The following is a 24,562-nucleotide window of genomic DNA, read 5'->3' as shown; positions in this document are numbered from 1 at the left end:
GCAACTCGAAACAGGCCCGCCACATCGCCGCCGCGCCCGCCTCATTTTGGGACTGTTGCGGCGCGCCGACGGGCGTATAAGCACAAAGCGTGAACGCCTTAGCCGCCGATCCGCCGCCCGTCGAGTCCGTGCGCAAGATCATCCATGTCGACATGGATGCCTTCTTCGCGTCGGTCGAGCAGCGCGACGATCCGGCATTGCGGGGCCGGCCGGTGGCGGTCGGCGGCATGCATCGCGGCGTCGTGGCGGCGGCGAGCTACGAGGCGCGCAGGTTCGGCGTCAAATCGGCCATGCCCTCGGCCACCGCGATCCGCCGCTGCCCCGATCTCGTCTTCGTGAAACCCCGTTTCGATGCCTATCGCGAGGTCAGCCAGCAGATCCGCGCGATCTTCGCCGATTATACGCCGCTGGTGGAGCCGCTCAGTCTCGACGAAGCCTATCTCGACGTGACGGAGGATCTGCAGGGCATCGGCATCGCCACCGAGATCGCCAGGCAAATCCGCGCCCGCATCCGCGCGGATACGCAGCTCACCGCCTCGGCCGGCGTCTCCTACAACAAGTTCCTCGCCAAGCTCGCGTCGGACCAGAACAAGCCGGACGGCCTGTGCGTCATCCCGCCCGGCCGGGGCGAGGCGTTCGTCGCCACCCTCCCGGTCCGCCGCTTCCACGGCATCGGCCCGCGCACGGCGGAGAAGATGGCGCGGCTCGGCATCCACACCGGCGCGGACCTGCGCGCGCGAAGCCGGGCGTTCCTCACCGACAATTTCGGCAGCTCCGGCGATTATTATCACGATCTCGCCCGCGGCATCTGCCACCGCCAGGTGAAGCCGAACCGCCCCTGGAAGTCGATCGGCGCGGAGGACACCTTCTTCGACGATCTGACCGACGAGGCCGCCCTCGTCGCCGAGCTCGACCGGATCAGCCACACCGTCTGGCGCCGCGTCACCGAGAAGAATCTGTCCGGCCGGACGATTACTTTAAAGGTGAAATATAGCGATTTCCGGATCAGAACCCGCGCCCGCAGCCTCGATCGCATGGTGACGGACCGCGACGAGTTCCTCGCCGTCGGCGTGGCGCTGCTGCGGACCCTGCTCTCACCCGAAAAGGGCATCCGCCTGCTCGGCCTCACTTTGTCCAATCTGTCCGGCCAGGACGGCGAGACGCCCCCGGAACCCCGCGACCTAACGCTGCCGCTTTAGCCCGGCCCTTCGCGCCTCGCGATGGCATGAGAGGGTGGAAGGCCCGCCTCCTCTCCTACCCGCTGTTGCGCAGCGCGGTCGCGATCGCGTTGATCGAATGCTGGATGCCCTCGCGGATGCGCGGATCGTTCTCGCCGGCGCGGTGGCGCTTCAGCAGCTCGATCTGGAGATGGTTGAGCGGCCCGATATAGGGCAGGCGCAGCCGGATCGATTCGTCCAGCGCCGGGTTCTTCTCCAGCAAACGCGACTGGCCGGTCGCTTCCAGCAGCGCGTCGCGGGTGCGTTCCCAGCCGTCCCTGATCCGCCCGAAGATGGCGTCGGCGGCGGCCCGCTCCTCGACCAGTCCGGCGTAACGCGCGGCGATGGCCATGTCCGACTTCGCCAGCACCATCTCCATATTGTCGAGCGTCGCGCGGAAGAAGGGCCAGGCCTCGACCATGTCGCGGATCAGCGGCTTGTCGTCGAACGCGGCGAGCGCATGGCCCGCGCCGTACCAGCCCGGCAGCATCACCCGCGCCTGCGCCCAGGAAAAGACCCAGGGAATGGCGCGCAGATCCTCGATCCGGTCGCTCTTCGTGCGGCTGGCCGGGCGCGATCCGATCTTGAGGTCGGCGATCTCGGCGATCGGCGTCATCTGGCGGAAGAAGGCGCGGAAGCCCGGCGTCCCGTAGACAAGTTCGCGATAGGCGCGCTCGGCCCCGGCGGAAATCCCGTCCATCGCCGTGTAGAAGATATCGCGCCGCCGGGCCGATCGCACCTCCAGGCTGGCGAGCAGGGTCGCCGCCGTGATCGCTTCCAGGTTGAGCGCGGCGCTTTCAACATTGCCATATTTGGCGGCGATCACCTCGCCCTGCTCGGTGATGCGGATGCGGCCCTGCACGGTGCCGCGCGGCTGGGCACGGATCGCCGCGAAGCTGGAGCCGCCGCCGCGCCCCACCGCGCCGCCGCGCCCGTGGAAGAGCTGCATCGCCGTGCCTGCCGTCTCGAACACCTCGGCCAGCGCCCGGCTCGCCTGGTGCAGGCTCCACACCGAGGTCAGATAGCCGCCATCCTTGTTGGAATCGGAATAGCCGACCATCACTTCCTGATGGCCGCGCGCCTTGGCCGCCGCCGCGATCTCGGGCAGGCCCAGCCATTGCGTCATCACGTCCGGCGCGTTCTGGAGATCGGCGATCGTCTCGAACAGGGGCACGGCCATGATCGCCGGCTTGCCGTCCCGCCACAGCCCCGCTTCCTTGAGCAGGATGTTGACCTCAAGCAGGTCGGACACGCTCTCGGTCTTGGAGATGATATAGGTGGTGATCGCCGCCGCACCGTAGCGTGCATGCGCCTCGGCCGCCGCGCGCACGATCTCCAGCTCGGACCGGGTCTCTTCCGAATAGTCCGCGAACGGGCTGGCCAGCAGCCGCGCGCCGGCCAGCTCGCGGCGCAGCAGCTTTACCCGCGCCGCCTCGTCCAGCGCGCGATAATCCGCCTCGACCCCTGCCACCGCCAGCAATTCCGCCACGACCCGTTCGTGGACGTCGGCGTTCTGCCTGAGGTCCAGCGTCGCGAGATGGAAACCGAACGTCTCGACCGCGCGGATCAACCGGTCGAGCGCCCCGCCCCCGTCCGGGCCCAAAGCGTGCGCCAGCACGTCCAGGTCGCCGCGCAGCTCTTCCGGCGCCGCATAGGCGCGCGACGCGATCGCGGCGGCACGCGGCGGCGGACCGCCGGTCAGCGTCTCGTAGGTCGCGGCGAGCCGGGCATAGATGCCGGTCAGCGCGCGGCGATAGGGCTCGTCGGTGCGGGTCCGGCCATGATCGCCGCCCGCCGCCGCCAGCGCCTCCAGTTCGGGGCCCGGCGCGGCCAGCTCGGAGGAGATGGACAGCTCCGCGCCAAGCGCATGGATCTGCGCCAGATAGGAGAGGATCGCCGCCGTCGAGGCGCGCCCCAGCGCATAAAGCAGCGAATCCGCCGTCACGTTGGGATTGCCGTCGCGGTCGCCGCCGATCCAGCTGCCGACCTTCAGGAAATCGGGTGTGCGCCGGCCGAACGCCCGTTCCCAGCGCGCGTGCAGCATCGGGATCGCCGGCAGGAACACGTCGCGCAGATATTGCAGCGCATTCTCCACCTCGTCGGCGACATAGAGCCGCTCGCGGCGCAGCGCGCGGGTCTGCCAGAGCAGCGACACCTGTCGCCGGATCGCCGCCTCGACCGGCTCGCCGTCCGCCGTCTCCTCCGCGCCCGTATCGCGCAGCCGCATCAGCGCCGCCACCCGGTTGCGATGGTCGATGATCGATTTGCGCTGCACCTCGGTCGGATGCGCGGTCAGCACCGGCGCGACCAGCGCCCGTTCGAGCAGCGCCAGCGCCGCGTCCGTGCCGATCCCCAATTCCTCCAGCCGCGTCAGCGCCGACGCAAGGTCCGCGCCCGGCTCGGCGGCCAGCCCGCGCCGGTCCTCGGCGAGATTGGCGAGCATCGAAAAGAGCATGAAGCCGCGCACGAAGGCGAGCGTGTCGTCCAGGTCGAGCGCGCCCAGCGCCGCGCTCACCGCCTCCTCGTCCGCCCGCCCGCGATGCTCGTCCACCGAAGCGGCACGGATGCGCTCGATCCGCTCGAACAGGGCCGGGCCGCCCTGATCGCGGATCACGTCGCCCAGCACCCGCCCGAGATAGCGTATGTCGGGATTCTGCGCGATCGGCGGCGGGGTGGAGGCCATGCCGCCATGCTGCACCGCAACAGCGCGCCGCGTCAATCGCCGCGCTTTCAAAGCCGCGCCCGAACCGCTAGGGTGGCCCCATTCCCCGGGGGACCGCGCCTGAGCGGTTGAGATTGGGCTGAAGCCCTGACCCGCCGAACCTGATCCGGCTGACACCGGCGTAGGGAGGGAGAGGCGGCCCGCCCGTTCTCCTCCCCAAAAAGGAGAGATGACGATGGCTGACGTCCCCGCCCGCACCGAACTCAAGGTCACCACCGGCCCCATTCGCGGCAGCCGCAAGATCCATGTCGGCCCACTCGGCGTCGCGATGCGCGAGATCGACCTGGAGCCGTCCTCCGGCGAGCCGCCCCTGCGCGTCTACGACACGTCCGGCCCCTATACCGACCCGGACGCCCGCATCGACATCATGGCGGGCCTTCCCGAGCTGCGCCGCGACTGGATTCGCGGCCGCGGCGATGTCGAGGAGGTGACCCAGCGCGAGGTCCGCCCCGAGGACAATGGCCAGCTCGGCCCGGACCGCTCCGGCGGCGTCGCTCCTTTTCCCAATGTCCGCCGCAAGGTGCTCCGCGCCAGGCCGGGCGCGAACGTCTCCCAGATGCACTATGCCCGGCGCGGCATCGTCACGCCCGAAATGGAATATGTCGCGATCCGCGAGAATCTGGGCCGCGCGCAGGTGCGCGGCCACATCCGCGACGGCGAGGATTTCGGCGCGTCCATCCCCGATTACGTCACCCCCGAATTCGTCCGCGACGAGGTCGCCCGGGGCCGCGCCATCATCCCCAGCAATATCAATCATCCGGAATCCGAGCCGATGGCGATCGGCCGCAATTTCCTGGTGAAGATCAACGCCAATATCGGCAATAGCGCCGTCGCCTCCGATGTCGCGTCCGAGGTCGACAAGATGGTCTGGGCGATCCGCTGGGGCGCCGACACCGTCATGGACCTGTCCACGGGGCGCAACATCCACGACACGCGCGAATGGATCCTCCGCAACGCGCCCGTCCCGATCGGCACCGTCCCCATCTATCAGGCGCTGGAGAAGGTCGGCGGCATCGCCGAGGAGCTGACCTGGGAAATCTTCCGCGACACGCTCATCGAGCAGGCCGAACAGGGCGTCGACTATTTCACCATCCACGCGGGCGTGCGCCTGCCCTACGTCCCGCTCGCGGCAAAGCGCGTCACCGGCATCGTCAGCCGCGGCGGCTCGATCATGGCGAAATGGTGCCTCGCCCATCACAGGGAGAGCTTCCTCTACGAACGCTTCGACGAGATCACCGAGATCATGAAGGCCTATGACATCGCCTATTCCCTGGGCGACGGCCTGCGCCCCGGCAGCATCGCCGACGCCAATGACGAGGCGCAGTTCGCCGAGCTCTACACGCTGGGCGAGCTGACGAAGCGCGCCTGGGATCAGGACGTGCAGGTGATGATCGAGGGGCCGGGCCACGTGCCCATGCACAAGATCAAGGAGAATATGGACAAGCAGCTGGAAGCGTGCGGCGAGGCGCCCTTCTACACATTGGGGCCGCTCACCACCGACATCGCGCCGGGTTACGATCATATCACCAGCGGCATCGGTGCCGCGATGATCGGCTGGTACGGTACGGCGATGCTCTGCTACGTCACGCCCAAGGAGCATCTCGGCCTGCCCGACCGCGACGATGTGAAGGTCGGCGTCGTCACCTACAAGCTCGCCGCCCACGCCGCCGATCTCGCCAAGGGCCACCCCGCCGCCAAGCTCCGCGACGACGCGCTGTCGAAAGCGCGCTTCGAATTCCGCTGGCGCGACCAGTTCAACCTGAGCCTCGACCCCGACACGGCGGAGCAATACCACGACCAGACGCTCCCCGCCGAAGGCGCCAAGACCGCCCATTTCTGCAGCATGTGCGGCCCCAAATTCTGCTCGATGAAGATTTCGCAGGAGGTCAGGGAGTTTGCGGCGCGACAGAATCAGAGCGCCGACTCATTCCTCGCCGCCACCGAAATTCCTCCCCGGAACGGGGAGGGGGACCATTCGGCGCAGCCGAATGGTGGAGGGGCCGGCACGGCGGACGCGAACCCCTCCCCCGAAGCCCTGGCCGAAGCGGAAGCCGGCATGGCCGAGATGAGCAAGGTCTTCAAGGAAACCGGCAGCGAACTGTATATGGGCGCCGGCGGGCGGGAGCACGACTGAGCGTTCACGGTACGGAGGCAGGCGGGCATGGCGAAGATCACCATCGGCAGGCCGGAAGACAAGGCGCGGCTGCTGCAAACCATCGTGCTCGGCTTTGCCGCCGATCCGATGGCGCGCTGGGCCTCGCCGGACCCGGCACTCTATCTCGACCGGCGCGACGAGTTCTTCGATGCCTTCGGCGGCGCGGCCTTCGATCACGGCACCGCCTTCGTGGCCGACGACGGCGCGGCGGTCGCCACCTGGCTGCCTCCCGGCGTGAAGGCGGACGGCGAACGCATGGCCGCGATCCTGGACGAACAGACGCCGGAACACCGCAAGGCCGAGATGGCCGCGCTCTTCGCCAGGATGGCGGCGTTCCACCCCAAGGAGCCGCACTGGTATCTGCCCCTGATCGCCGCCGATCCCGCCCGCCAGGGCGAGGGCCTCGGCACCGCCCTGATGGAGGCGGCGATCGCCCGCATCGACGCCGACGGCCGCCCCGCCTATCTGGAAAGCTCCAACCCGCGCAACATCCCGCTCTACGAACGCTTCGGCTTCGAGAAGATCGGCGAGATCAGGACCGAGACGTCGCCGCTCCAGACCCCGATGGTTAGGCGGGGGAGGGGGTGAAGCGCCCGTCGCCCGCTTCGAGTTCCGCTGGCGCTACCAGTTCAACCTGTCGCTCGACCCCGACACCGTCGAGCAATATCTCGATTTGGCCCTTCCCGTGGAGGGCGCCAAGACCGCCAGTTTCTGCTCGATGAAAATCACTTAAAAAGTAAGAGAGTTTGCCGCAAAGCAGAAAGAGTGCCGACAATTCTATCGCAGAGGAGGAGACGGAGCAAGACATGTCGCTAAAGACCCCAGAGCTTCGTCAGTCTCTGAAGCATTTTGCTATTGAAGCATTGAAGTGCTCAGAGCCTGACGTTGGAGCCATGCAGTTTGAACGTTTTCGTCTTCACAATGGCGTAGCGTTTGAAATCTCTGACGAAGCTCTTCAGGCTCAGCATTTGTTCGTGAGAAAAGCTATAAACAAACTTGGTCCGTTAAAGGGTCATGCAAAGGTTTTGGATAAAGCTCTTTGGGATTTTATCATATCAATTAAGAATCATGCTCAACTTGATCAAATAGACTTTCTGAATGACGCACTTGAGCTAATCGAAGCAAAGTCTGCATCAGTTAGTGAGTTTTTCCGACCTTGCCCATTAGTACGCCTACCCACCGGAGTGGATCGGATTGTAATTGGCCGAGTCGCCATTGATCGAGCCGAGGCGCGTCTCGAAGAATTTCGAAAAATAAACAAGCAATTCAAATTTGTAGTGGGGCAGGACTGGTCTCTATCAATCATTTTAACCTCTGAAGAAGCAGACATAGTTACATCGCTTCCTCCTACGATGTGGGCCATCAATTTGGCTGCGGCAGACCCCATTCGTGAGGAGGAGGGCCTCTGGCTGACTGACGTAGCCCTCAGTTTGCTTAGAATGGCTGTCAAGTACGAGCATCTTGGCCCATTGGCACCCGCTTTGGGCAAGGTTGAGGCTCATCCATTTTTGCCCCATGATGGGCGAGACCACAGTTTCACGTTAAAACAAGACGGCGAAGCGCAGCTTGGCGGAATGACCGCACCGAATGACTATCGTCTAACGAAGGAAGCCGCCGACACCCTTGAAAATCACGATATTAAGAAAAAAATAGACAAGGTGTTTGAGGCAAAACCTAAATCTGTTGCCGAGCGCTTCTATCAAGGATGTGGGTGGATGACGAGAGGTCGCAGGAGCGTAGATCGATCAGATAGATTGCTATATTTTTTCACAGCAATCGAGTCTCTGCTTTCTGACTCCGATAAAACATCTCCAGTTATTCAAACAATTTCTCGTAATGCTGCGGTGTTGCTGTCAGATGATAATAAGAATAGGCAATATATATCTACTGATATCAGGAAACTCTATGGAGTTAGATCAGCACTTGTCCACACGGGCAGCAGGGGCGCGTTTGACATAGATTCAAACTCAGCTCAGCGTATAGTTGAGCTGATTTTCTTGAGAGTCTGGGAAGACATCGACTTATCGCTCCGGCACCAAGATTTTTCGAGCCTCTTGGGCAAAGCAAGCTATGGTATTCCGTTGAGTGAAGTTCTCGCAGCCTAACCTCTCTTCCTGGGCCCACTCCGAAGACCCAGAATGAACCTTCAGAAAACCTACCCCTCCCTGCTCGTCGCCGACCTCGCGGCGGCCGAGGGCTGGTATACGAAGCTGCTCGGCTGCGGGCCGGATACCCGGCCGATGCCGACTCTTCTAAACTGGGAGCTGTCCGACGCGGGCGGCCTCATGGTCTCGACCAGCACGGAGATCGCCGGGCGTGGCACGATCTTCCTCTATGTCGCCGATCTCGCGGCCGAGCGCCGCCGGCTGGCGGGCTTGGGGCTGGCGCTCGGCGACGACATTCCCGGCGATTATTCGACGCTGGCGCAGGTCCGCGATCCCGACGGCAATCTCGTCACCCTGGCCTCACCGCCCGCGCGCGCCTTCCCGCCGGCCTGAGCCGCCGCTATTGGCATCGCCATGACCTACGCCAGCGATGCCGCCCCGCCCTTCTACCACGGCACCCGCGCCGACTTGTCCGTCGGCGACCTGCTCGCGCCCGGCTTCGCCTCCAACTATGCCGACCGCAAGCTCTCCTGGATCTATTTCTCCGGCGCGCTCGAATCGGCGATCTGGGGCTGCGAGCTGGCCAGGGGCCCAAAAGGAAACGAGAACGCGCGGGAGCGCATCTACATCGTCGAGCCTACGGCCGAGTTCGAGGACGATCCCAATCTCACCGACAAGAAATTTCCCGGCAATCCGACCAGTTCCTACCGTTCCCGCGCGCCCTTGCGGATCGTCGGCGAGGTCGCCGAGTGGGAAGGCCATTCGCCGGAACGGCTGAAGGAGATGAAGGACGCCCTGGCGCGGATGGCGGCCGAGGGGGGTGCCGAGATCATCGATTGATCCCGCGGGCAACCGCCGCCCTCAAATCTCGTAGCGGTCGAACCAGCTGCATTCGATGTCCGGCCGCAGCGCCTTCAGCTCCTCGAAGCGCGGCTTCGGCGCGAAGCGGGCGCAGGAGAGCCAGGCGAGGTTGGGGCAGCGGGCGAGCGGCGTCAGGTCCTTGTTCCTGAGCTGGACCGAGGTGAGGAACAGCGCCTCCATCGCGAAGCCGGCGAGCGGAGCGAGGCTTTCCACCTTCTGCATCGTCCACATGCTGCCCTCGATCCCCAGCACGGCGAGGCGCGGCCCGAGCGGCGCGAGCCAGTCGAGGCCGGGCATATGCTTGGCGTTCTCGACGAACAGGCTGGCGAGCGCCGGGCAGTCGGCGAGCGCGCCGAAGTCGGTCACGTTGCGCGGGCTGTCGATCTTGAGGAAGCGCAGCCGCTGCAGCCGCGCGAGGCCGGACAGATCGTGCGCCGTCACCGGCCAGCCGAGCCAGAGATATTCGAGGCGCTCGAGCGCGCAAATCTCGTCGAGAAAATCCTGGTTGACCCCGGCGGTCAGCAGCCGGGTGAGTCCGCGCCGCGCGCCGATGCCGCGATGCGAGGCCTTTTCGCGGCCGAGCCCGGCCATCGTCGCGTCCTCGGGAATGTCCGCCGCGCGCGTCGCCCAGCAATCGCGCACGGCCTTCCAGTCGATATTCCCGCGATAGCGCGCGTTCCGGTCCTGAATCGCCATCTCGCCCATCGCCCCGCTCCCGCTCGCCTCATGGTCGGCGCGGCATAACCTTGGCCGGTGAAGATCGCGTTGCCGCCCGCGCCCGCGCCCGGCGGCGGATCAGGCGTTCCTGACCGCCTTCCAGTCGCCCAGCCGTTCCGCGATCAGCGCCGCGCGCCGCTTGTCGTCGCGGCCTTCCATGATCCCGACATCGTCGGCATTGGCGCGCCAGAAGATGCCGGCCGTCCGTGCCTTGAGCGCCGGATCGGAATCCGACCGGGTGGTGAAATAGCCGGCGGCGCGGTCGTCCGATTCCAGCCGGATCTCGCCGGTGCCGTGCAACTCCGGCGCGTCCGGGTCGAGCGGCCGTTCGCCTCTCCAGTAATAGAAGAGGCCGGCCTCCCTCTCCTTCGCCGCCTCGCTCCAGTAACGGGCCGAAAGCATGCCGTCCTCGCGCCAGGAGCTGCCCTTTAGTTCGAGCGCGCCGGTCCGGTCGCGCGAAACTGTCAGGAGGCTCAGCGCCGACGGCTCCTTGGCGGTGCGCTCGGTGAGCGAGAATTGCCACCAGCAACCCTCGATGCGCGTCAGGCGCCCCTCATTCTCAATCGCCTTGCGCAGCTTCTGGTTGACGGTCCGCATCTCGGCCGCCGTCATCTCGCCGGGATAGCGCACGCAGGTGAGGCCGAGCAGGTCGGTCGGCAGCTTCGCCCCGCTTGCATGGAGGATGAAGGTGCGGCGCATACCCAGCACGCCGCCGAACAGGCCGGCCTCGAACACCACATTGTCGCGCGGCGATGCCTGACCGGCTTCCGGCTTGGAAGAGGTCGCCTGGATCGTCGTCCAGTCGTCCTGGGCGAAGACGAACGCCGCGAAATCGACTTCGCGGGTGAGCTCGATCAGGCGCTCCAGCGTCGATGTTCCGGGATTGAAGCTGGTCGTCCAGGGCTCGACCCGGGCGATGTCGCCAAGCCCGCGGGTCAACGCCTGGAGCAGCTTCTCCTGCTTGCCGGACGAACCCAGAAAGAGTCGAGGTCTGTCCATCGGTCCCTCCCGAAAGCCCGTCCGCATCCATTCGGCGGACGTCGCGACTCGCTTGTATCACCCAACCGGGCTTCGGTCTCGCCCGCGACACCCGGTAGCGCGCGCATGTCTGCCTGGGGAAAATCACCCGTCCGGGCGATGGTTTCGCGCCGCCGGCTGCGGCATGATCGCCGCATCGCCGTCCATGAAGGAGACTCGCCATGCCGCTTGCCACCGCCCGTCCCGTCGCCCTGGTCAACACCGCCAGCCGCGCGGTCGCCGAACCCTTCTACGCCGACACGCTCGGCCTGAAGCGCACGGGCGATGACGGTTTCGCCGCCTTGTTCGATCTCGCCGGCGTGACCTTGCGCCTCACCGAGGTGCCGGGCCACGCCGCCTCGCCCCACCCCGTGCTGGGCTGGGAGGTGGCGGACATCGCGGCCGTCGTCGACGCGCTCGCCGCCAGGGGCGTCGCGATGACCATCTACGAAGGCATGGGGCAGGATGCGCGCGGCATCTGGACCTCGCCGGACGGTGCCGCGAAGGTCGCCTTTTTCAGCGATCCCGACGGCAACGGCCTCAGCCTGACGCAATGCGGGTGACGGAAGAAAATTCCATGCGTCAGTCCATCGTCCAGCTCAGCCTCGTCGTGCGCGATTATGACGAGGCGATCGCCTGGTATGTCGGCACGCTCGGCTTCACTTTGGTCGAGGACAGGTATCAGCCGGAGCAGGACAAGCGCTGGGTCGTCATCGCCCCGCCCGGTGCGCCTGCGGGCTCGGCGACTCTCCTCCTCGCCCGCGCCACGACGCCCGAGCAGGCCGCCGCCATCGGCAACCAGACGGGCGGCCGCGTCTTCCTCTTCCTCCACACCGACGATTTTGATCGCGATCATGCGGCGATGACGGCCAAGGGGGTCCGCTTCGTCCGCCCGCCGGCGCGCCAGCCTTATGGCAAGGTCGCGGTGTTCGAAGATCTGTACGGCAATCTGTGGGATCTGATCGAGCCGGTTACCTAGTCGTCCGCCACGCGCCGCGCGGTGACGATGGTCACCGGCTCGGCGAGCAGCTGGCCGCGCATCGCGCCGCTGCCGGCTTGCGGATCGGTCGGCATGGCGAGGATGGCGCGGACCGTGTCCATGCCCTCCACGACCCGGCCGAAGGCGGCATAGCCGGGCTCGCCGCCGCGCGCGTCCATGCTCTCCATCCGCGCGGTGGTGATGAAGAATTCGCCCATCGCCATGCCGGGCGCGCTGCGCGCCATGGAGATCGTGCCGGCCTCGTGACGCAGGCCCGTCTCGTCGGTCGGCTCGTGTGCGATCGGCGGCAGCATCCGGCGATAGGAGCGGCGGATGCCGCCCTGGACGAAGCCGCGTTCGCGCGCGCCCTGCGTCGGTGCGGCGCGGTAGAAGCTGGTGCCGTCGAACCGCCCCTCCTCGGCATAGCGCAGGAAATTGGCGGTGGTGACCGGCGCCCGGGCGCCGTCCAGCTCCACCACGATCGCGCCCGCCGTCGTCTCCAGCCGCACCCGCGCCCGCTCCGGCACCGGCTCGGCCACGCCGGCGGCGTTGACCGGTTCGGCCTCGTTGACAGGCGCGATCGCCGGTTCCGGGCCGCCGCATCCGGCAAGTGCGAGCAGGGCGGCGAGGCTGGCGAGCAAGCGGGTCATGCCGGCCAGACTAGACGCGTGGCGTCCGGCGTCCAGCCCGTGCTGGACCCGCTTGGCTCCGGCGCTAGGATGCGTTCGGGAAGGGGGTCGGGATGAGCGGGCCGGGCGCCTATGCATGGATCGCGTCGCGCGGGGCGGAAGTGTCGGTGCCGGCGCTGCGCTTCGCGGTCGCCGATCGGGCGCAACGGCTGGTGTCAGGCGCCTGGACGGTGCGCGCCGACCGGCACGGCGTGTTCCGCATCGCCGGCGCGGGCGGGTTCGGCTGCATCAAGCTGGTGCTGCGCCGCCGGGGCCTGGCCTTCGCTTATGCCTTGGACGGCGGCGATGCGGTGATCGGTTGCCGCCTCGTCGGCGCCGGCCCGCGCGCGACCCGCTGGCTGCCCGCGCCGGAGGCCGCGCCTTGGCATGCGATCAGCCTCTCCTTCCCGACGGAGTATCTGCGTCACGGTCCGCGTCCGCCGGGCGATCCCGCGCGCCGGCCGATGATCCTGCTGCCGGATGCGGGGCGGGGGCGGATGGTGCGCGTCGCCTTCCTGCTTGCCGACGCGGCGACGGGGCGGATCGATTATGAGGAGAGCAGCGATCTCTATCTGGGCCGGGTGACGGACGGGCGGCGCAGCCTGCTCGTCATGCGCCGGATCGTGGAGAGCGATCTCGCCGCCTGCAGCGCGCGCCTGGCCAGATTGTCGCCCGAAGCGCCGCTCGCGCTGCACGCCCGCGTCGGCAAGGATGCGCAAGACGAGCTCGGCCTGCTGTTGCTCGATGCCGGCAAGGACCATCTCGACATGGTCGAGCTGCACAATCTCTGCCGCAGGGCGCCGGCGGCACAGAAACCCGGCCAGCTCGGCTTCGACTTCGGCGCTTAGAACAGGCCCGGGACGTCGCGTTGCGCCGCGCTCGGCCGTTCCGGGGTCAGCAGCTCGCGCCGCTCGTCCGGCGCGCGCAGCGTCTGCGCCGCGATACCGGAGGTGATCGGGTTGCAGCTCCGTCCGGCGAGGAAATCGAGCGCGCGGGCGACCGACGCCTCCTGCGGATCGCCGAGCGGCCGGCTGATATCGTCGCCGGCCTGACAGGTCGCGGGCATGACGCCGGCGAGGCCGTTATAATAAGCGCCCTGGCGCGCCGCGTTCTGGGTGGCGAAGGCCACCACGCGCAGCCGGTCGTCGCAGGCGGCGCGGTCGATCGCGACCTGGCCGACGGGCTTGCCGAACGTGTTGGTGCCGACCAGCGCGGTGCTGCTCCCCAGATAGGGAATGAAGGCGTTGATCACGAGTTCGCTGGCCGACGCCGTGCCGCCCGTGCCGATGAAGGCGATCCGGGTCGGCGAGACCGATTGCGGCTGAACCTGGAAGCGCCGCGTCTCGTCGAGCGAGGACTTTTCCGGCCGGAAGACGGTATAGGAGAAAACGTCCGATGCCGTGCGGTTGCCGCCAAGCAGATCGCCCATCAGATCGGCGATCCGCACCAGCCCGCCGCCATTGTAGCGGAAATCGACGATGATCTCGGTGATTCCCGCCGCGCGGAACTGGGCGAAGGCGTTGCGCAGCGCCGGATCGGCGGTGCCGATGAAGGTGCGCAGGTTGACATAGCCGACCTGCCGGCCGCCGTCGTTGATGATCTGCGCGCCATAGCGGGTGGACACGGGCAGCAGCTCGAAATCGGCCTTGGCGACGGTCACCTCGCGGGTGCCGCCGGCGTCGGTGATCCGCAGCACGCGGGTCGTTCCGGCGGTGTTGGGCCCGAGCGCGTTGGTGATGCCGCCGCTGCCTTCGGAGGCGAGGATCGACGAAACGGTGCGCAGGTTCGCGCTGCTCGTGCCGATCGCGAGGATTTCGGTGCCCCGGTCGATGCCGGCGGCCAGCCCCGGCGCGCCTTCGAAGGCCTCGGCGACGAACAGCCGCGTGCCGGACGCGATGGCGAGACGGATGCCGAAGCCGGCGCTCTGGCCCGAATTGATGAACGCATTCTCCTCGGCGATCGAGGTGATGTAGGTGAAGAAGCGATCGCGCCCCTGCGCGCGGGCGCTGGCGGTCAGCGCGTCGATATAGGCGTCGACCGAGGGATAGGGCGCCGGATCGAGGCTGGCGGGCAGCGTCTCCGGGAAGAAATACCATTCGCGGATCTGTGCCGCCGCCCAGTTCTGACGGTCGCGCAGCGAGCAGGTCGAGATCGGCGGCGGATTCGATCCGCCGGAATTGTTCGAAGACGAGCCGCCACCGCCGCCGCAGGCCGCCACCAGCGCCGCCAGGCACAGCAACAATCCCATACGCACAGGCTTCATGGCGAACTCCCCAATCGCGCTGTTCGACAGCTTAACTGGCGAGCGCGGCGGTGTCAGGCTCAAAACGCATGTCGCGCGCAATCCGGAAGGGCAAGGCGCCAATGGCCCGCTCTAAACCATAAGTCGTGGCACATTCTTAATCGTCCGGATGGATGATCGCATCGCCATGTTTCGAAATCGCGTGCCCTGGCTTGTGTTCGCCTTCGCCGCCGGCCTATGCTTGGCGGGCCTGCCGAACTGGATCGCTCCCTACAATAGCGGCGGCCTGATCGATCCGTTGATGATCGCCGGCCTCGCCGGTCTTTCGGCCATGGCGATGATGCTGGTCGTGGGCGGGCTCGCGCAGCCGCTGCTGGCCTGGGCGATGATGGCGTCCTGCCTGCCGCTGGCGGTCGTGGCGCGGGTGGTCGTGGAACGGGCGGGCGATCCGGCATCGCATGATCTCTGGCTGGTGGAGATCGCCGTCGCGACCGTCGCCGGCGCCGTCGCCGCGCTGCCCGGAGCCCTCGCCGGACATCTCACCCGGCGCCTGCAGGATCCGCGCCGCGGCCGCTAGCCTATCGGTGTCAGGACCGGTGCTGCGCGTCGCGCCAGTCGGCGGGATGCTCGTGGGTGCCTCGCCACATGCCGCGCCCGGCCCGACGTGCGGCGACCTCCTCGTTCGCGTAACGGTCGTCCCGGGCGCCGCGCAGCCTTCGCCCCATGCCTTCGCGGACCATGGCGGCGCCGATATCGCCGTCCCGGGTCCGGCAGCGGGCGATCGTCCGGCCATAGCGGTCGCGGCCGAGATCGGCGCAGGCAAGACCGCCGGCGTCGGCCAAGACGATCAGGCGCTCGCGGGCGGCCTGCCCGCAGGCCCAGGGCCGTCCCCGCGCGTCCGCACATTCCTGCCGATATTCGGGCGCGTCATACGCCTGCAGCCGCACGACCCGACCGGCGATGCGCAGGCTGTCGCCGTCGATCACCTCGACGCGGTCACCCGCATCGGTGCGGATGGTCCTGGGCGGCAGCAGATGGCCGTCGGTCCAGTAGAGCCAGGCGGCGGCGATCAGAACCGGAATCGCCCACCAGCGTCCCCGTCGCGTTCCGGTCATGCCTGCTTCAGCGCTTCTTCACGAATTCGGCGCGCAGCACGAGGCCCTTGATGCCTTCGTAGCGGCAGTCGATCTCCTGCGGGTCGCCGGTCAGCCGGATCGACTTGATCAATGTGCCGCGCTTCAGCGTCTGCCCGGCGCCTTTCACTTCGAGATCCTTGACCAGCGTCACCTGATCGCCGTCCGCGAGCAAGTTGCCTACGGCGTCGCGGACCTCCACGGCGTCCGCCTCGACCCGCTGCGCCTTCAGTTCGGCGGCCGGCAGCCATTCGCCGCGCGCCTCGTCATAGACATATTCGTCGTCGCTCATCCTGCTCTCCGAAAAGGGGTCCTTCATGCCCTGGCGGCCCTGTTAGCGTTGCGCCGCGCAACGTCAAATTCGTCGCGGCGGGCGGGTCGATCAGCGTTCGGGATCGGCCGGCAATTGCCAGTCGATCGGCTCCAGTCCCCGGCTTTCGAGAAAGACGTTCGCCTTGGAGAAGTGGCGGCAGCCGAAAAAGCCGTTATGCGCGGAGAGCGGCGACGGGTGCGGCGCCTTCAGCACCAGGTGCCGTCCGCCCGTCTCGATGCTGTCGACCAGCGCCGCCTTGCGCTGTGCATAAGCGCCCCAGAGGAGGAAGACGACCGGATCGGCCTGCCGGTTCACCTGCGCGATCGCGGCGTCGGTGAAGCGCTCCCAGCCCTGGTCGCGGTGCGATGCCGCCTGGCCCATGCGGACGGTCAGCACGCTGTTGAGCAGCAGCACACCCTGTTTCGCCCAATGTTCCAGAAAGCCGTGCGCCGCCGGTGCGAAGCCGAGATCGTCGCGCAATTCCTTGTAGATGTTGACGAGGCTGGGCGGGATCGCGACGCCCGGCTTCACGCTGAAGCACAGCCCGTGCGCCTGGCCCGGCCCGTGATAGGGGTCCTGGCCCAAGATGACGACGCGCACCTGGCCGAGCGGGGTCAGATCGAGCGCGCGGAACCATTCGCCCCCTTTGGGGAAGATGCGCTGTCCGGCGGCCTTCTCGGCCAGCAGGAAATCCTTCAGCACGCGCATGTAGGGCTGGGCGAATTCGACCGCGAGCGGGGCCAGCCAGCTCTGGTGGAGCTTGATGTCGCCGCTCATGGCGGCGCGCCGGCGCAGCGGAGAAGAGTCATCGCCCCCGTCATACCGGCGCTTGGGTCTGGGAAAAAGGGGCGCCCGAACGGCGGGCGCCCCGCGGCTTACATGCCGTTCGTGTCGGGCGGCGGCGGAAGTGCGCCGGATTCGACCGCGTCCGCGCGGTTCTCGCCGGCTTCGCGCACCGCGTCCGCCTGGTTCTCGAGGCTCTGCTCGAGCGTCGGATCGGCGGTGTTGTCGGCGAGGCTGTCGAGATAGTCGGCCTGGTTGTCGGCCACAGCCTCGATATTTTCGGCCGCGTTCTCGGCGGGGGTGTTGGTGCCGCACGCGGTCAGCGTGAGCAGGCCCGCCGCGATCGCCCCCTGGGTCAAAATCTTCATCGAAACCCCTTTCGTCGCGTCACAAAGCGGGGCGTCAGGGCCATAGGCCCGACGCCCCGGGAACGCCGCGTGACATCCAGCATCCCGGGGTCACAAAGCGCCGTCTCGGCGAAAGGTTCCAACAAATCCGTACGTTACGGAATCGGAACGCTCCTTATCGCTGCCGCGCATGCCACTGGCGCACGGCGGCCAGCGTGCTCGTCACATGCTCGCGCCAGTCCATATTGCTGTGGACATGGAGAATCCGCCCGTCCGGCGCGATCACGTAGGAGGTGCGGTTGGTGAGATTGGCGCCCTCGCGCAGCAGCACGTCATAGGCGCGGATCGTCTCCGCGCTGGCGGTCGCGACCGGGAAGGCGTTGCGGCACGCCTCGACCGAGAAGCGGCGCAGCGTGTCGTAATCGTCTGCCGACATGCCGATCACGCGCGCGCCGAGCCGGCTGAATTCGGCCGAGGCTTCGGAAAAGGCATTGGCCTCGGCGGTGCAGCCTTCGGTGAAGGCGCGCGGATAGAAATAGAGCACCACCGGACCGTGGCGGAGCTGCTCGGCGAGATGCAGGCGGAAGGGCCGCCCGGCGAGCGCGCCGGTGGTGGTGAAATCGGGGGCGCGGGCACCTTCGGGCAAGGCCGGCAGGGCGGCAACAGGCATCAGCGCGAGCGCGGCGACGACGATCGGGGCGAGGGCACGCATGTCTGGGCGACTCCTTGCGGGAAGCGGGACCGGCGCAGGATAGGGCCAAACCGCCTTGCCCGCCAGCGGCCTCAATAGCCGTGCGCCGGCGCCCCGCAATCGGCGCAGTCCGCGCCGCCTTCCACCTCGATCTGGAGCGTGACGTGGCCGATGCCGAAACGGTCGTGCATCGTCCGCTGCGCGTCCTGCAGGAAGCCGTTGCCCGGATAGGGCCCGTCGATCACCAGATGCGCGGTCATCACGGTCGCGCTGGTGCCCGCCGCCCAGATGTGGAGATCGTGGACCGCCGTGACGCCCGGCATCTCGGCCAGCGCGGCCTCGACCTCCTCGGTCTCGATCCCCTGCGGCACCGCGCCCATCGAGAGCAGCACCGATTGCTTGAGCAGGTCCCAGGTGCTCCACAGGATGATCGCGGCGATGACCAGGCTGATCGCCGGGTCGATCCACAGCGCCCCGGTCCAGATCATCGCGAAGCCGGCCAGGACCACGCCGGCGGACACCGCCGCGTCGGCGGCCATGTGGAGATAGGCGCCCTGGATGTTGATGTCCTTCTTGCGCCCGCTGACGAACAGCAGGGCCGTGCCGAAATTGACGACGACGCCGATCGCCGCGACCAGGATCACCACGCCGCCCGGCACGTCGGGCGGATCGCGGAACCGGCCGAGCGCCTCGGCCGTGATCGCCCCCACCGCGATCAGCAGCAGCACGCCGTTGCTCAGCGAGGCGAGGATCGAGGCGCCGCGATAGCCCCAGGTGAAGCGCCGCGTCGGCGCGCGCTTGGCCAGCCCCGCGCCGAGCCAGGCGATGGCGAGGCCGACCACGTCGACCAGATTGTGCCCCGCGTCGGCCAGCAGCGCCATCGAGTTGAAGACGATCCCGGCGGCCGCCTCGGCGGCGACGAACAGTACGTTGAGCGTGATGCCGATCGCGAAGGCGCGGCCGAAATCCTTCGGCGCATGGGCATGGGCGTGGCCGTGCGCATGGCCGCCATGATCGTGATGATGGTGCCCGGCCAATCCCAGCCCTCCGCCCGCGAATCGTCCCTTGCGTAACGCAGCCGGGGCGGGTGATGCTAGGACATGTGCGTCAGGAGGGTATCGTGGGTCTGATGTTCCCTAAGGGTAGAAGACCGCAATTGCCGAAGGGTTCGAAGAACGGCTAATTCGAAACCATGTCAGCAGAGTCTCTGAAAACAATTGGGCTTGGCGGAGATGGCGATGAAGTGGCCGCCATCCAGGCTGTGGAGCGACACTTCAATGTCGCACTCGACTATGGAGATGCCCCCAATTGGCGGACGACTGGCGACGTATTTCAATCGCTCCTTATAGCGTTCCCCGCAGCCCAGCAGGATCGAGATGCGCTTTGGTTGGCGTTCGCCACGATCATGTGTGGCGAAACGGGTGCGGACGCATCGCGTGTCGGACCAGAGACCCGCCTAATTGCTTGATTTACGCTTTCCGCATTACGCCCGCGCCAGCTCGTCGCTCAGCACCATGGCGGAGCGGTAGAGCCGCTCGCGCATGTCGGCGGGGAGCATGTCGGCGAGCAGGCGGTCGAAGCAGGGCCGGTCGCCGCGCCCGCCGGTGCGGACCATGTCGAGCGCCAGCGCCTCGTCATGGCTGAGCCGGGGGCAGCAGGGCGGCGCGGCACAGAAGGGGTCGGGCCAGGCGGCGCCGATCTCGGCCATCAGCAGGTGAAGCTGTGCGGCGGCGCGCGGCGATCCCAGCCGGTCGGTGACGGCGCGCAGCGGGCAATGGCCGAGCTTGCCCATCACGATCCACAGCCGCATCGCCATCACGGTGCGCGCCTCCGCCGCCGCCATATTCCTCAGATCCGGGGTGCGCGAAAGCGTTTCGACGAGCATGGCCATCCTCCTGCTCATCGAATTAATGAGAATAGTTCGCAATAGCAATACAAGAAGTCAGGGCGCGAAGCGCGGCGGCTCCGCTTCGGCGAGCAGGATCGAGAACCATTGCTCTGCGTCGGTCCATTCCTCGACCACGCCCCAGCCGGCGGCGCGCAGCAACAGGCGGCTGTCCCGATGGCCGTATTTGTGGCTGTTCTCGGTGTGGATCGTCGCACCCGCCCGGAAGACGAAGCGTTCCCCGGCCACGGAGAAGGCGACATCGCGCTGCGCCTCCAGATGCATCTCGATCCGGCTCAATTCGTCGTTCCAGATCGCGCGGTGGCGGAAGGCGTCCACCGGAATGTCGCCCTCCAGCTCGGCATTGATCCGGTGGAGCAGGTTGAGATTGAACTCGGCCGTCACGCCCGCCGCATCGTCATAGGCGGCGCGCAGCACATCGACATCCTTGATCCGGTCCATGCCGATCAGCAGCCGCGATCCCTCGCCCAGCGTCTCCTTCATCGCGCGCAGCAGATCGACGGCGGTGCGCGCCACCAGATTGCCGATCGTCGATCCGGGGAAGAAGCCGAGCTTCGGCATCGCGCGCACCGCGCCGGGCAGCGCGATCGGCCCCATGAAATCCACCTCGACCGGGATGACGGGCAGGCCGGGAAAGTCCGCACCCAGCGCATCGGCGGATTCGCGCAGGAAATCGCCGCTGATGTCGATCGGCACATAGGCGCCGGGGTCGATCGCGCGCAGCAGGATCGGGGTCTTGGCGGATGAGCCGGAGCCGAATTCGATCACGGCGGCGTCCGGCGCGATCAGCCGCGCGAAATCGCCGCTGTGGCGCTCGAGCAACGCCGTCTCGGTCCGCGTTGGATAATATTCGGGGAGCCGGGTGATCTCCTCGAACAATTCCGATCCGCGATGGTCGTAGAGCCAGCGTGCCGGGATGGCCGGGATCGGCGCGGCGAGCCCCGCCAGCACGTCGGCGCGAAAGGCCGGATCGGCAACCGGACGGCGGGTGACGGCATCCATGCGTTACAGATCCTTCGCCAGCCGCAGCCCCGAGAACATCCAGCGCTGATGGGGATAATAGAAATTGCGGTAGCTCGCCCGCATATGGCCGCGCGGCGTGGCGCAGCATCCGCCGCGCAAGACCATCTGCGCGCACATGAACTTGCCGTTATATTCGCCCACGGCGCCCGCCGCGGGGCGGAAGCCCGGATAGGGCAGATAGGCGCTGCCGGTCCATTCCCACACATCGCCGAACATCTGGCGGGGGACGCCCGGAGCACTGTCTCCCGAAGGCAGCGGCCGAACCGCGCCGGCCCGGTCGAGCTGATTGCCCCCGTCCGGGTCCAGCCCGGCCGCCGCCGACTCCCATTCCGCCTCGGTCGGCAGCCGCGCGCCGGCCCAGCGGGCGAAGGCCTCGGCCTCATAATAGCTGATATGGCAGACAGGCTCGGCGGCATCGACGGCGCGCAGCCCGTCCAGCCCGAAGCGCCGCCAGCCGCCTTCGTCCCGCCGCCAGTAAAGCGGCGCCTCGATTCCATGCTCTTTCACCCAGGCCCAGCCGTCGGCCAGCCAGAGCAAGGGATCGCGATAGCCGCCCGCATCGACGAATTCGGCCCATTCGCCGTTCGTCACCAGCCGATCGGCGAGAGCATGACGATGGACAAAAACCTTGTGGCGCGGCCCCTCGCAATCGAAGGCGAAAGTTCCGCCGCCATGGCCGATCTCGACCAACCCCTCCCGGCCCTCGATCCAGCCGATCGGCCCTGGATCGCCGCCCGCCGCTTCCGGCGCGGCGGGCCAGAGCGCGGACGCCAGCGGATTCTCGGCGAACGTCGCCTTCAGATCCATCAGCATCAGCTCCTGATGCTGCTGCTCGTGGTGGAGGCCCAGTTCGACCAGGTCGCGCGCCGCCTCCGAAAGCCCGTCCAGCGCATCCAGCATCGCCGCATCCACCCCGGCTCGCCACGCCCGTACTTCGTCCAGCGAGGGCCGGCTCAGCATCCCGCGCCGGTCGCGCGGCTGCCGCTCGCCTTCGCCCTCGTAATAGGAGTTGAAGAGATAGGCCCAGCCGTCGTCCCGCACATGATAACCCGGCACATGGTCGCGCAGCACGAAGGTCTCGAAGAACCAGGTCGTATGCGCCAGATGCCATTTCGCCGGCGAGGCGTCGGGCATGGGCTGGATCGTCGCATCGGCGTCGGAGAGCGGTGCGGCGATGTCGAGGCTGAGCCGGCGCACCTCGGCATAACGCGCGCCGAGCGCGCTCGCCATGTCGGGCCGGGCCTGTGTCGCCATCATGTGCCTCCCGGGGATTGGCTATCGCATGCGACGAAACATAACAAGAACGAAATGTCAGCCCGCGCGTGTCGCTCCAGGCTTCCAGAGGATATCCCCGCCATCGTCACGCGCCACCCAACGCGCCAGCACGAACAAATGGTCCGACAACCGGTTGAGATAGGTGAGCGCGAGCGGATTGAGCGAAAGGCTCTGCGCCGCCTCGACCGCGGACCGCTCGGCCCGGCGCACCACGGCGCGGGCGAAATGAAGGCCGGCCGCCTGCTCGCCGCCGGGCAGGATGAAGCTCCGCAAGGGCTCCAGGTCCGCGTTCATCCGGTCGATCTCGGCCTCCAGCCGGTCGATCTGCCCGGCGGTGATGCGGAGCGCCGTCTCGCTGGCGGCGAAATCCTCGCCGGGCGTGGCCAGGTCGGCGCCGAGATCGAACAGTTCGTTCTGGATGCGCGCCAGCTTGGCCGCCGCCTCGTCGCCGATATGAAGCATGGCGACACCGATCGCGCAGTTCGCCTCGTCGACGTCGCCGATCGCGATCATGCGCGGGCTCGCCTTGGAAACGCGCGATCCGTCGACCAGCCCGGTCTCGCCGGCATCGCCGGTGCGCGTGTAGATCTTGTTCAGCCGGACCATCCGGGCCGCCTCAGCGCCCGCTGGCGAGCAGCAGGATCAGCATGGCGATGATGATCGCCACCGCCTGGAACAGCACGCGCTTGCGCATCAGGTTCTGCGATTGCTGGGGCGTCACATTGCCCAGCAGCAGCCCCTGCAGGCCCCGGAACAGCATATAGGCCGTCGCGCCGGCGGCGAGGACGAGGAGGATCACGAGAAGAACGGTCATGCGCGCACCCTTACGCTTCGCCGAGCGAATATCCAGCCGGCAATTTCCCGGTTCTGAGTCCGGCGACAAGTGCCGCGGGATCGGCGCCGCGCTCGCGCAGCTCGGCCAGGGTCGGCGCGCCGTGCCGCTTGGCGAGCCGTTCGCCGTCCGCGCCGGCCAGCAGCTCGTGATGGCGATAGGCCGGGGTCGGCAGCTCGAGCAAAGCCTGGAGCAGACGATGGACATGGGCGGATGCGAACAGGTCGCGCCCGCGCGTTACGTCGGTCACGCCTTGCGCCGCGTCGTCGATCGTCACCGCCAGATGATAGCTGGCCGGCGCGTCCTTGCGCGCCAGCACCACGTCGCCGAACATCTCCGGCGTCGCGGCGATCGGCCGGCCGTGGTCGGTCCACTCCAGCGATACCGCGCGCGTCACGGCCTTGCCCATGTCCAGCCGCCAGGCATGCGGCCGCGACAGATCGGGATCGACGAGCCCCCGGCACGTCCTCGGATAGACCGCTCCCTCCGGGCCATGCGGCGCGCTCACGCTCGCCGCGATGTCCGCGCGGGTGCAGAAGCAGGGATAGAGCAGCCCCGCCGCCTTCAGCCGCTCCAGCGCCCCGGCATAGGCGTCCAGCCGCTCGGACTGGTAGACGATCTCCCCGTCCCATTCGAGGCCGAGCCACAGCAGGTCCTCGAAAATCCCGTCGACGAAGGCGGCGCGGGTGCGGCCCGGATCGATATCCTCGATCCGCAGCAGGAAGCTCCCGTCCAGTTCCCGGGCGAAATCGTGCGCGGCGAGCGCGGAGAAAGCGTGGCCGAGATGGAGCCGGCCGGTGGGCGAGGGGGCGAAACGGGTGACGGGCTGCATGTTAAAAATCCCCGCTTGACCGCGAGAGTCAACCTATGGTGTCATCATGGCGTCACGTCCACCAGCCATGGACGCGTCGACACGGAGAAGACGGCCGGGCCGCCTTTCTCCCGCATTCTGGGTGCGACGGTATCGGGGGCGGCGTTTCGGGGATTCTCCCTGGAACGGAGTTTTTTGTGTACCACCCCGATCTCCTCCGTCATCCGAACAGCTGCCCGGCGCTGGTGCTGAACGCCGATTATACGCCGCTTTCCTATTATCCGCTCAGCCTGTGGTCGTGGCAGACGGCGGTCAAGGCGGTGTTCCTGGAGCGGGTCGACATCGTCGCCTCCTATCAGCGCAAGGTGCACAGCCCCAATCTGGAGCTCAGCCTGCCGAGCGTGATCGCGCTGCGTCAATATGTCCGGCCCAGCGAATATCCCGCCTTCACGCGGTTCAACCTGTTCCTGCGCGATCGCTTCCAGTGCCAATATTGCGGCGGCATCCAGGAGCTGACCTTCGATCATGTCGTGCCGCGCGCGCAGGGCGGGCGCACGACCTGGGAGAATGTGGCCGCCGCCTGCGCGCCGTGCAACCTCAGGAAGGGCGGCCGCACGCCGAAGCAGGCCCATATGCACATCCGCCGCCATCCCTTCCGCCCGACCACCTGGCAGCTCCAGGAGCATGGCCGCTCCTTCCCGCCCGGCTATCTTCACGAAAGCTGGCGCGACTATCTCTACTGGAACGTCGAGCTGGAGGCTTGAA

28 protein-coding genes and 1 riboswitch are annotated in these 24,562 nt (G+C 67.4%); of the genes, 11 read left to right on the top strand and 17 right to left on the bottom strand.

All coding sequences use genetic code 11. From position 1 onward, the window contains the following. Positions 1-152 precede the first annotated feature (152 nt). Entirely contained in the window at positions 153-1,199 is a 1,047-nt protein-coding gene (gene dinB, locus KF780_02360) for a DNA polymerase IV (protein ID MBX3560632.1), read from the top strand. Between the two features lie 55 nt (positions 1,200-1,254). Here dinB and ppc read toward each other — a convergent pair whose 3' ends face one another. Beyond that, complete coding sequence (ppc, locus tag KF780_02355; GenBank protein ID MBX3560631.1) at positions 1,255-3,900, bottom strand: phosphoenolpyruvate carboxylase; 2,646 nt, start codon at positions 3,898-3,900, stop codon at positions 1,255-1,257. Positions 3,901-3,976: 76 nt separating this feature from the next. After that, positions 3,977-4,084, top strand: a riboswitch (TPP riboswitch). 30 nt (positions 4,085-4,114) lie between these two features. Here ppc and thiC point away from each other — a divergent pair. The 5 genes from thiC (at position 4,115) to arr (ending at position 9,039) form a co-directional block, all read left to right on the top strand. Continuing rightward, entirely contained in the window at positions 4,115-6,073 is a 1,959-nt protein-coding gene (gene thiC, locus KF780_02350; protein MBX3560630.1) for a phosphomethylpyrimidine synthase ThiC, read from the top strand. Between the two features lie 27 nt (positions 6,074-6,100). After that, on the top strand, positions 6,101-6,682 hold the full coding sequence (locus tag KF780_02345; GenBank protein MBX3560629.1) for a GNAT family N-acetyltransferase: 582 nt from the start codon (positions 6,101-6,103) through the stop codon (positions 6,680-6,682). A gap of 218 nt (positions 6,683-6,900) precedes the next feature. Then, positions 6,901-8,199 (top strand): hypothetical protein, encoded by a 1,299-nt coding sequence (locus KF780_02340; protein ID MBX3560628.1) that lies wholly within the window; start codon positions 6,901-6,903, stop codon positions 8,197-8,199. A gap of 33 nt (positions 8,200-8,232) precedes the next feature. Beyond that, entirely contained in the window at positions 8,233-8,592 is a 360-nt protein-coding gene (locus KF780_02335; GenBank protein MBX3560627.1) for a VOC family protein, read from the top strand. A 21-nt stretch (positions 8,593-8,613) separates the two neighbouring features. After that, positions 8,614-9,039 carry an NAD(+)--rifampin ADP-ribosyltransferase gene (gene arr, locus KF780_02330; protein MBX3560626.1) on the top strand — a complete coding sequence of 142 codons (426 nt, stop codon included), beginning with the start codon at positions 8,614-8,616 and terminating at the stop codon, positions 9,037-9,039. Positions 9,040-9,060: 21 nt separating this feature from the next. On the opposite strand, the gene KF780_02325 is transcribed toward arr, so the two are convergent. Both KF780_02325 and KF780_02320 read right to left on the bottom strand, forming a co-directional pair. Next, positions 9,061-9,765, bottom strand: a complete 705-nt coding sequence (locus tag KF780_02325) for a hypothetical protein (protein ID MBX3560625.1) — start codon at positions 9,763-9,765, stop codon at positions 9,061-9,063. A 90-nt stretch (positions 9,766-9,855) separates the two neighbouring features. Next, a complete protein-coding gene (locus tag KF780_02320; protein ID MBX3560624.1) occupies positions 9,856-10,776 on the bottom strand; it encodes a nucleotide-binding protein in 921 nt (306 codons plus the stop codon). 200 nt (positions 10,777-10,976) lie between these two features. On the opposite strand from KF780_02320, the gene KF780_02315 reads away from it, so the two are divergent. Next, positions 10,977-11,357, top strand: coding sequence for a VOC family protein (locus tag KF780_02315; protein MBX3560623.1), 381 nt, complete (start codon positions 10,977-10,979; stop codon positions 11,355-11,357). Then, the gene (locus KF780_02310; protein MBX3560622.1) at positions 11,348-11,773 is read left to right on the top strand and encodes a VOC family protein; all 426 of its coding nucleotides are present in this window, start codon (positions 11,348-11,350) and stop codon (positions 11,771-11,773) included. The genes KF780_02315 and KF780_02310 overlap by 10 nt, the downstream gene beginning before the upstream one ends. Here the strand turns inward: KF780_02310 and KF780_02305 are convergent. Beyond that, positions 11,770-12,423: a peptidylprolyl isomerase gene (locus tag KF780_02305; protein MBX3560621.1), complete on the bottom strand. Its 654-nt coding sequence runs from the start codon at positions 12,421-12,423 to the stop codon at positions 11,770-11,772. The two genes, KF780_02310 and KF780_02305, sit on opposite strands and share 4 nt — an antisense overlap. A 92-nt stretch (positions 12,424-12,515) precedes the next feature. On the opposite strand from KF780_02305, the gene KF780_02300 reads away from it, so the two are divergent. Further along, positions 12,516-13,289 (top strand): hypothetical protein, encoded by a 774-nt coding sequence (locus KF780_02300; GenBank protein ID MBX3560620.1) that lies wholly within the window; start codon positions 12,516-12,518, stop codon positions 13,287-13,289. Here KF780_02300 and KF780_02295 read toward each other — a convergent pair. Next, on the bottom strand, positions 13,286-14,704 hold the full coding sequence (locus KF780_02295; GenBank protein MBX3560619.1) for a peptidase S41: 1,419 nt from the start codon (positions 14,702-14,704) through the stop codon (positions 13,286-13,288). The genes KF780_02300 and KF780_02295 overlap by 4 nt on opposite strands. Positions 14,705-14,870: 166 nt before the next feature. On the opposite strand from KF780_02295, the gene KF780_02290 reads away from it, so the two are divergent. Then, positions 14,871-15,260 carry a hypothetical protein gene (locus KF780_02290; protein ID MBX3560618.1) on the top strand — a complete coding sequence of 130 codons (390 nt, stop codon included), beginning with the start codon at positions 14,871-14,873 and terminating at the stop codon, positions 15,258-15,260. Positions 15,261-15,270: 10 nt separating this feature from the next. On the opposite strand, the gene KF780_02285 is transcribed toward KF780_02290, so the two are convergent. The 12 genes from KF780_02285 to gluQRS form a co-directional block, all read right to left on the bottom strand. Continuing rightward, positions 15,271-15,798, bottom strand: a complete 528-nt coding sequence (locus KF780_02285; GenBank protein MBX3560617.1) for a thermonuclease family protein — start codon at positions 15,796-15,798, stop codon at positions 15,271-15,273. Positions 15,799-15,805: 7 nt separating this feature from the next. Further along, a complete protein-coding gene (locus KF780_02280) occupies positions 15,806-16,108 on the bottom strand; it encodes an alkylphosphonate utilization protein (GenBank protein MBX3560616.1) in 303 nt (100 codons plus the stop codon). Positions 16,109-16,198: 90 nt separating this feature from the next. After that, the gene (ung, locus tag KF780_02275; GenBank protein MBX3560615.1) at positions 16,199-16,906 is read right to left on the bottom strand and encodes a uracil-DNA glycosylase; all 708 of its coding nucleotides are present in this window, start codon (positions 16,904-16,906) and stop codon (positions 16,199-16,201) included. A gap of 98 nt (positions 16,907-17,004) precedes the next feature. After that, positions 17,005-17,280, bottom strand: a complete 276-nt coding sequence (locus KF780_02270) for a hypothetical protein (GenBank protein MBX3560614.1) — start codon at positions 17,278-17,280, stop codon at positions 17,005-17,007. Positions 17,281-17,434: 154 nt separating this feature from the next. Continuing rightward, entirely contained in the window at positions 17,435-17,971 is a 537-nt protein-coding gene (locus tag KF780_02265; GenBank protein MBX3560613.1) for a peroxiredoxin, read from the bottom strand. A gap of 71 nt (positions 17,972-18,042) precedes the next feature. Next, the gene (locus KF780_02260) at positions 18,043-18,987 is read right to left on the bottom strand and encodes a cation transporter (GenBank protein MBX3560612.1); all 945 of its coding nucleotides are present in this window, start codon (positions 18,985-18,987) and stop codon (positions 18,043-18,045) included. 446 nt (positions 18,988-19,433) lie between these two features. Next, positions 19,434-19,853, bottom strand: coding sequence for an addiction module antidote protein (locus KF780_02255; protein ID MBX3560611.1), 420 nt, complete (start codon positions 19,851-19,853; stop codon positions 19,434-19,436). A gap of 39 nt (positions 19,854-19,892) precedes the next feature. Further along, a complete protein-coding gene (gene egtD / locus KF780_02250) occupies positions 19,893-20,858 on the bottom strand; it encodes an L-histidine N(alpha)-methyltransferase (GenBank protein ID MBX3560610.1) in 966 nt (321 codons plus the stop codon). 3 nt (positions 20,859-20,861) lie between these two features. After that, positions 20,862-22,133 carry an ergothioneine biosynthesis protein EgtB gene (egtB, locus tag KF780_02245; GenBank protein ID MBX3560609.1) on the bottom strand — a complete coding sequence of 424 codons (1,272 nt, stop codon included), beginning with the start codon at positions 22,131-22,133 and terminating at the stop codon, positions 20,862-20,864. 57 nt (positions 22,134-22,190) lie between these two features. Beyond that, entirely contained in the window at positions 22,191-22,760 is a 570-nt protein-coding gene (locus tag KF780_02240; GenBank protein MBX3560608.1) for a cob(I)yrinic acid a,c-diamide adenosyltransferase, read from the bottom strand. A gap of 10 nt (positions 22,761-22,770) precedes the next feature. Further along, a complete protein-coding gene (locus KF780_02235) occupies positions 22,771-22,968 on the bottom strand; it encodes an HIG1 domain-containing protein (GenBank protein MBX3560607.1) in 198 nt (65 codons plus the stop codon). A gap of 10 nt (positions 22,969-22,978) precedes the next feature. After that, positions 22,979-23,818, bottom strand: a complete 840-nt coding sequence (gluQRS, locus tag KF780_02230; GenBank protein MBX3560606.1) for a tRNA glutamyl-Q(34) synthetase GluQRS — start codon at positions 23,816-23,818, stop codon at positions 22,979-22,981. A gap of 176 nt (positions 23,819-23,994) precedes the next feature. Between gluQRS and KF780_02225 the strand changes: the two genes are divergently transcribed. Continuing rightward, the gene (locus KF780_02225) at positions 23,995-24,561 is read left to right on the top strand and encodes an HNH endonuclease (protein MBX3560605.1); all 567 of its coding nucleotides are present in this window, start codon (positions 23,995-23,997) and stop codon (positions 24,559-24,561) included. Position 24,562 lies beyond the last annotated feature (1 nt).

It is taken from the genome of Sphingomonas sp., from assembly GCA_019635535.1.
In the GTDB taxonomy this organism is placed as follows: Bacteria; Pseudomonadota; Alphaproteobacteria; order Sphingomonadales; family Sphingomonadaceae; genus Allosphingosinicella.
Note: the sequence above shows the minus strand (reverse complement) of the source record. Positions and strands in the feature narration are given on the sequence as shown.

Bases quoted from the DNA above. Each gene is read 5' to 3' on its own strand.
- KF780_02345 (MBX3560629.1), top strand. From the start codon at position 6,101: ATGGCGAAGATCACCATCGGCAGGCCGGAAGACAAGGCGCGGCTGCTG.
- thiC (MBX3560630.1), top strand. From the start codon at position 4,115: ATGGCTGACGTCCCCGCCCGCACCGAACTCAAGGTCACCACCGGCCCC.
- KF780_02290 (MBX3560618.1), top strand. From the start codon at position 14,871: ATGTTTCGAAATCGCGTGCCCTGGCTTGTGTTCGCCTTCGCCGCCGGC.
- arr (MBX3560626.1), top strand. From the start codon at position 8,614: ATGACCTACGCCAGCGATGCCGCCCCGCCCTTCTACCACGGCACCCGC.
- KF780_02325 (MBX3560625.1), bottom strand. From the start codon at position 9,765: ATGGGCGAGATGGCGATTCAGGACCGGAACGCGCGCTATCGCGGGAAT.
- KF780_02240 (MBX3560608.1), bottom strand. From the start codon at position 22,760: ATGGTCCGGCTGAACAAGATCTACACGCGCACCGGCGATGCCGGCGAG.
- KF780_02255 (MBX3560611.1), bottom strand. From the start codon at position 19,853: ATGAGCAGGAGGATGGCCATGCTCGTCGAAACGCTTTCGCGCACCCCG.
- KF780_02310 (MBX3560622.1), top strand. From the start codon at position 11,348: ATGCGGGTGACGGAAGAAAATTCCATGCGTCAGTCCATCGTCCAGCTC.
- KF780_02295 (MBX3560619.1), bottom strand. From the start codon at position 14,704: ATGAAGCCTGTGCGTATGGGATTGTTGCTGTGCCTGGCGGCGCTGGTG.
- KF780_02340 (MBX3560628.1), top strand. From the start codon at position 6,901: ATGTCGCTAAAGACCCCAGAGCTTCGTCAGTCTCTGAAGCATTTTGCT.
- KF780_02315 (MBX3560623.1), top strand. From the start codon at position 10,977: ATGCCGCTTGCCACCGCCCGTCCCGTCGCCCTGGTCAACACCGCCAGC.
- KF780_02265 (MBX3560613.1), bottom strand. From the start codon at position 17,971: ATGCGTGCCCTCGCCCCGATCGTCGTCGCCGCGCTCGCGCTGATGCCT.
- KF780_02280 (MBX3560616.1), bottom strand. From the start codon at position 16,108: ATGAGCGACGACGAATATGTCTATGACGAGGCGCGCGGCGAATGGCTG.
- KF780_02335 (MBX3560627.1), top strand. From the start codon at position 8,233: ATGAACCTTCAGAAAACCTACCCCTCCCTGCTCGTCGCCGACCTCGCG.
- KF780_02285 (MBX3560617.1), bottom strand. From the start codon at position 15,798: ATGACCGGAACGCGACGGGGACGCTGGTGGGCGATTCCGGTTCTGATC.
- dinB (MBX3560632.1), top strand. From the start codon at position 153: ATGGATGCCTTCTTCGCGTCGGTCGAGCAGCGCGACGATCCGGCATTG.
- KF780_02305 (MBX3560621.1), bottom strand. From the start codon at position 12,423: ATGACCCGCTTGCTCGCCAGCCTCGCCGCCCTGCTCGCACTTGCCGGA.
- egtB (MBX3560609.1), bottom strand. From the start codon at position 22,133: ATGGCGACACAGGCCCGGCCCGACATGGCGAGCGCGCTCGGCGCGCGT.
- KF780_02320 (MBX3560624.1), bottom strand. From the start codon at position 10,776: ATGGACAGACCTCGACTCTTTCTGGGTTCGTCCGGCAAGCAGGAGAAG.
- ppc (MBX3560631.1), bottom strand. From the start codon at position 3,900: ATGGCCTCCACCCCGCCGCCGATCGCGCAGAATCCCGACATACGCTAT.
- gluQRS (MBX3560606.1), bottom strand. From the start codon at position 23,818: ATGCAGCCCGTCACCCGTTTCGCCCCCTCGCCCACCGGCCGGCTCCAT.
- KF780_02270 (MBX3560614.1), bottom strand. From the start codon at position 17,280: ATGAAGATTTTGACCCAGGGGGCGATCGCGGCGGGCCTGCTCACGCTG.
- ung (MBX3560615.1), bottom strand. From the start codon at position 16,906: ATGAGCGGCGACATCAAGCTCCACCAGAGCTGGCTGGCCCCGCTCGCG.
- egtD (MBX3560610.1), bottom strand. From the start codon at position 20,858: ATGGATGCCGTCACCCGCCGTCCGGTTGCCGATCCGGCCTTTCGCGCC.
- KF780_02300 (MBX3560620.1), top strand. From the start codon at position 12,516: ATGAGCGGGCCGGGCGCCTATGCATGGATCGCGTCGCGCGGGGCGGAA.
- KF780_02235 (MBX3560607.1), bottom strand. From the start codon at position 22,968: ATGACCGTTCTTCTCGTGATCCTCCTCGTCCTCGCCGCCGGCGCGACG.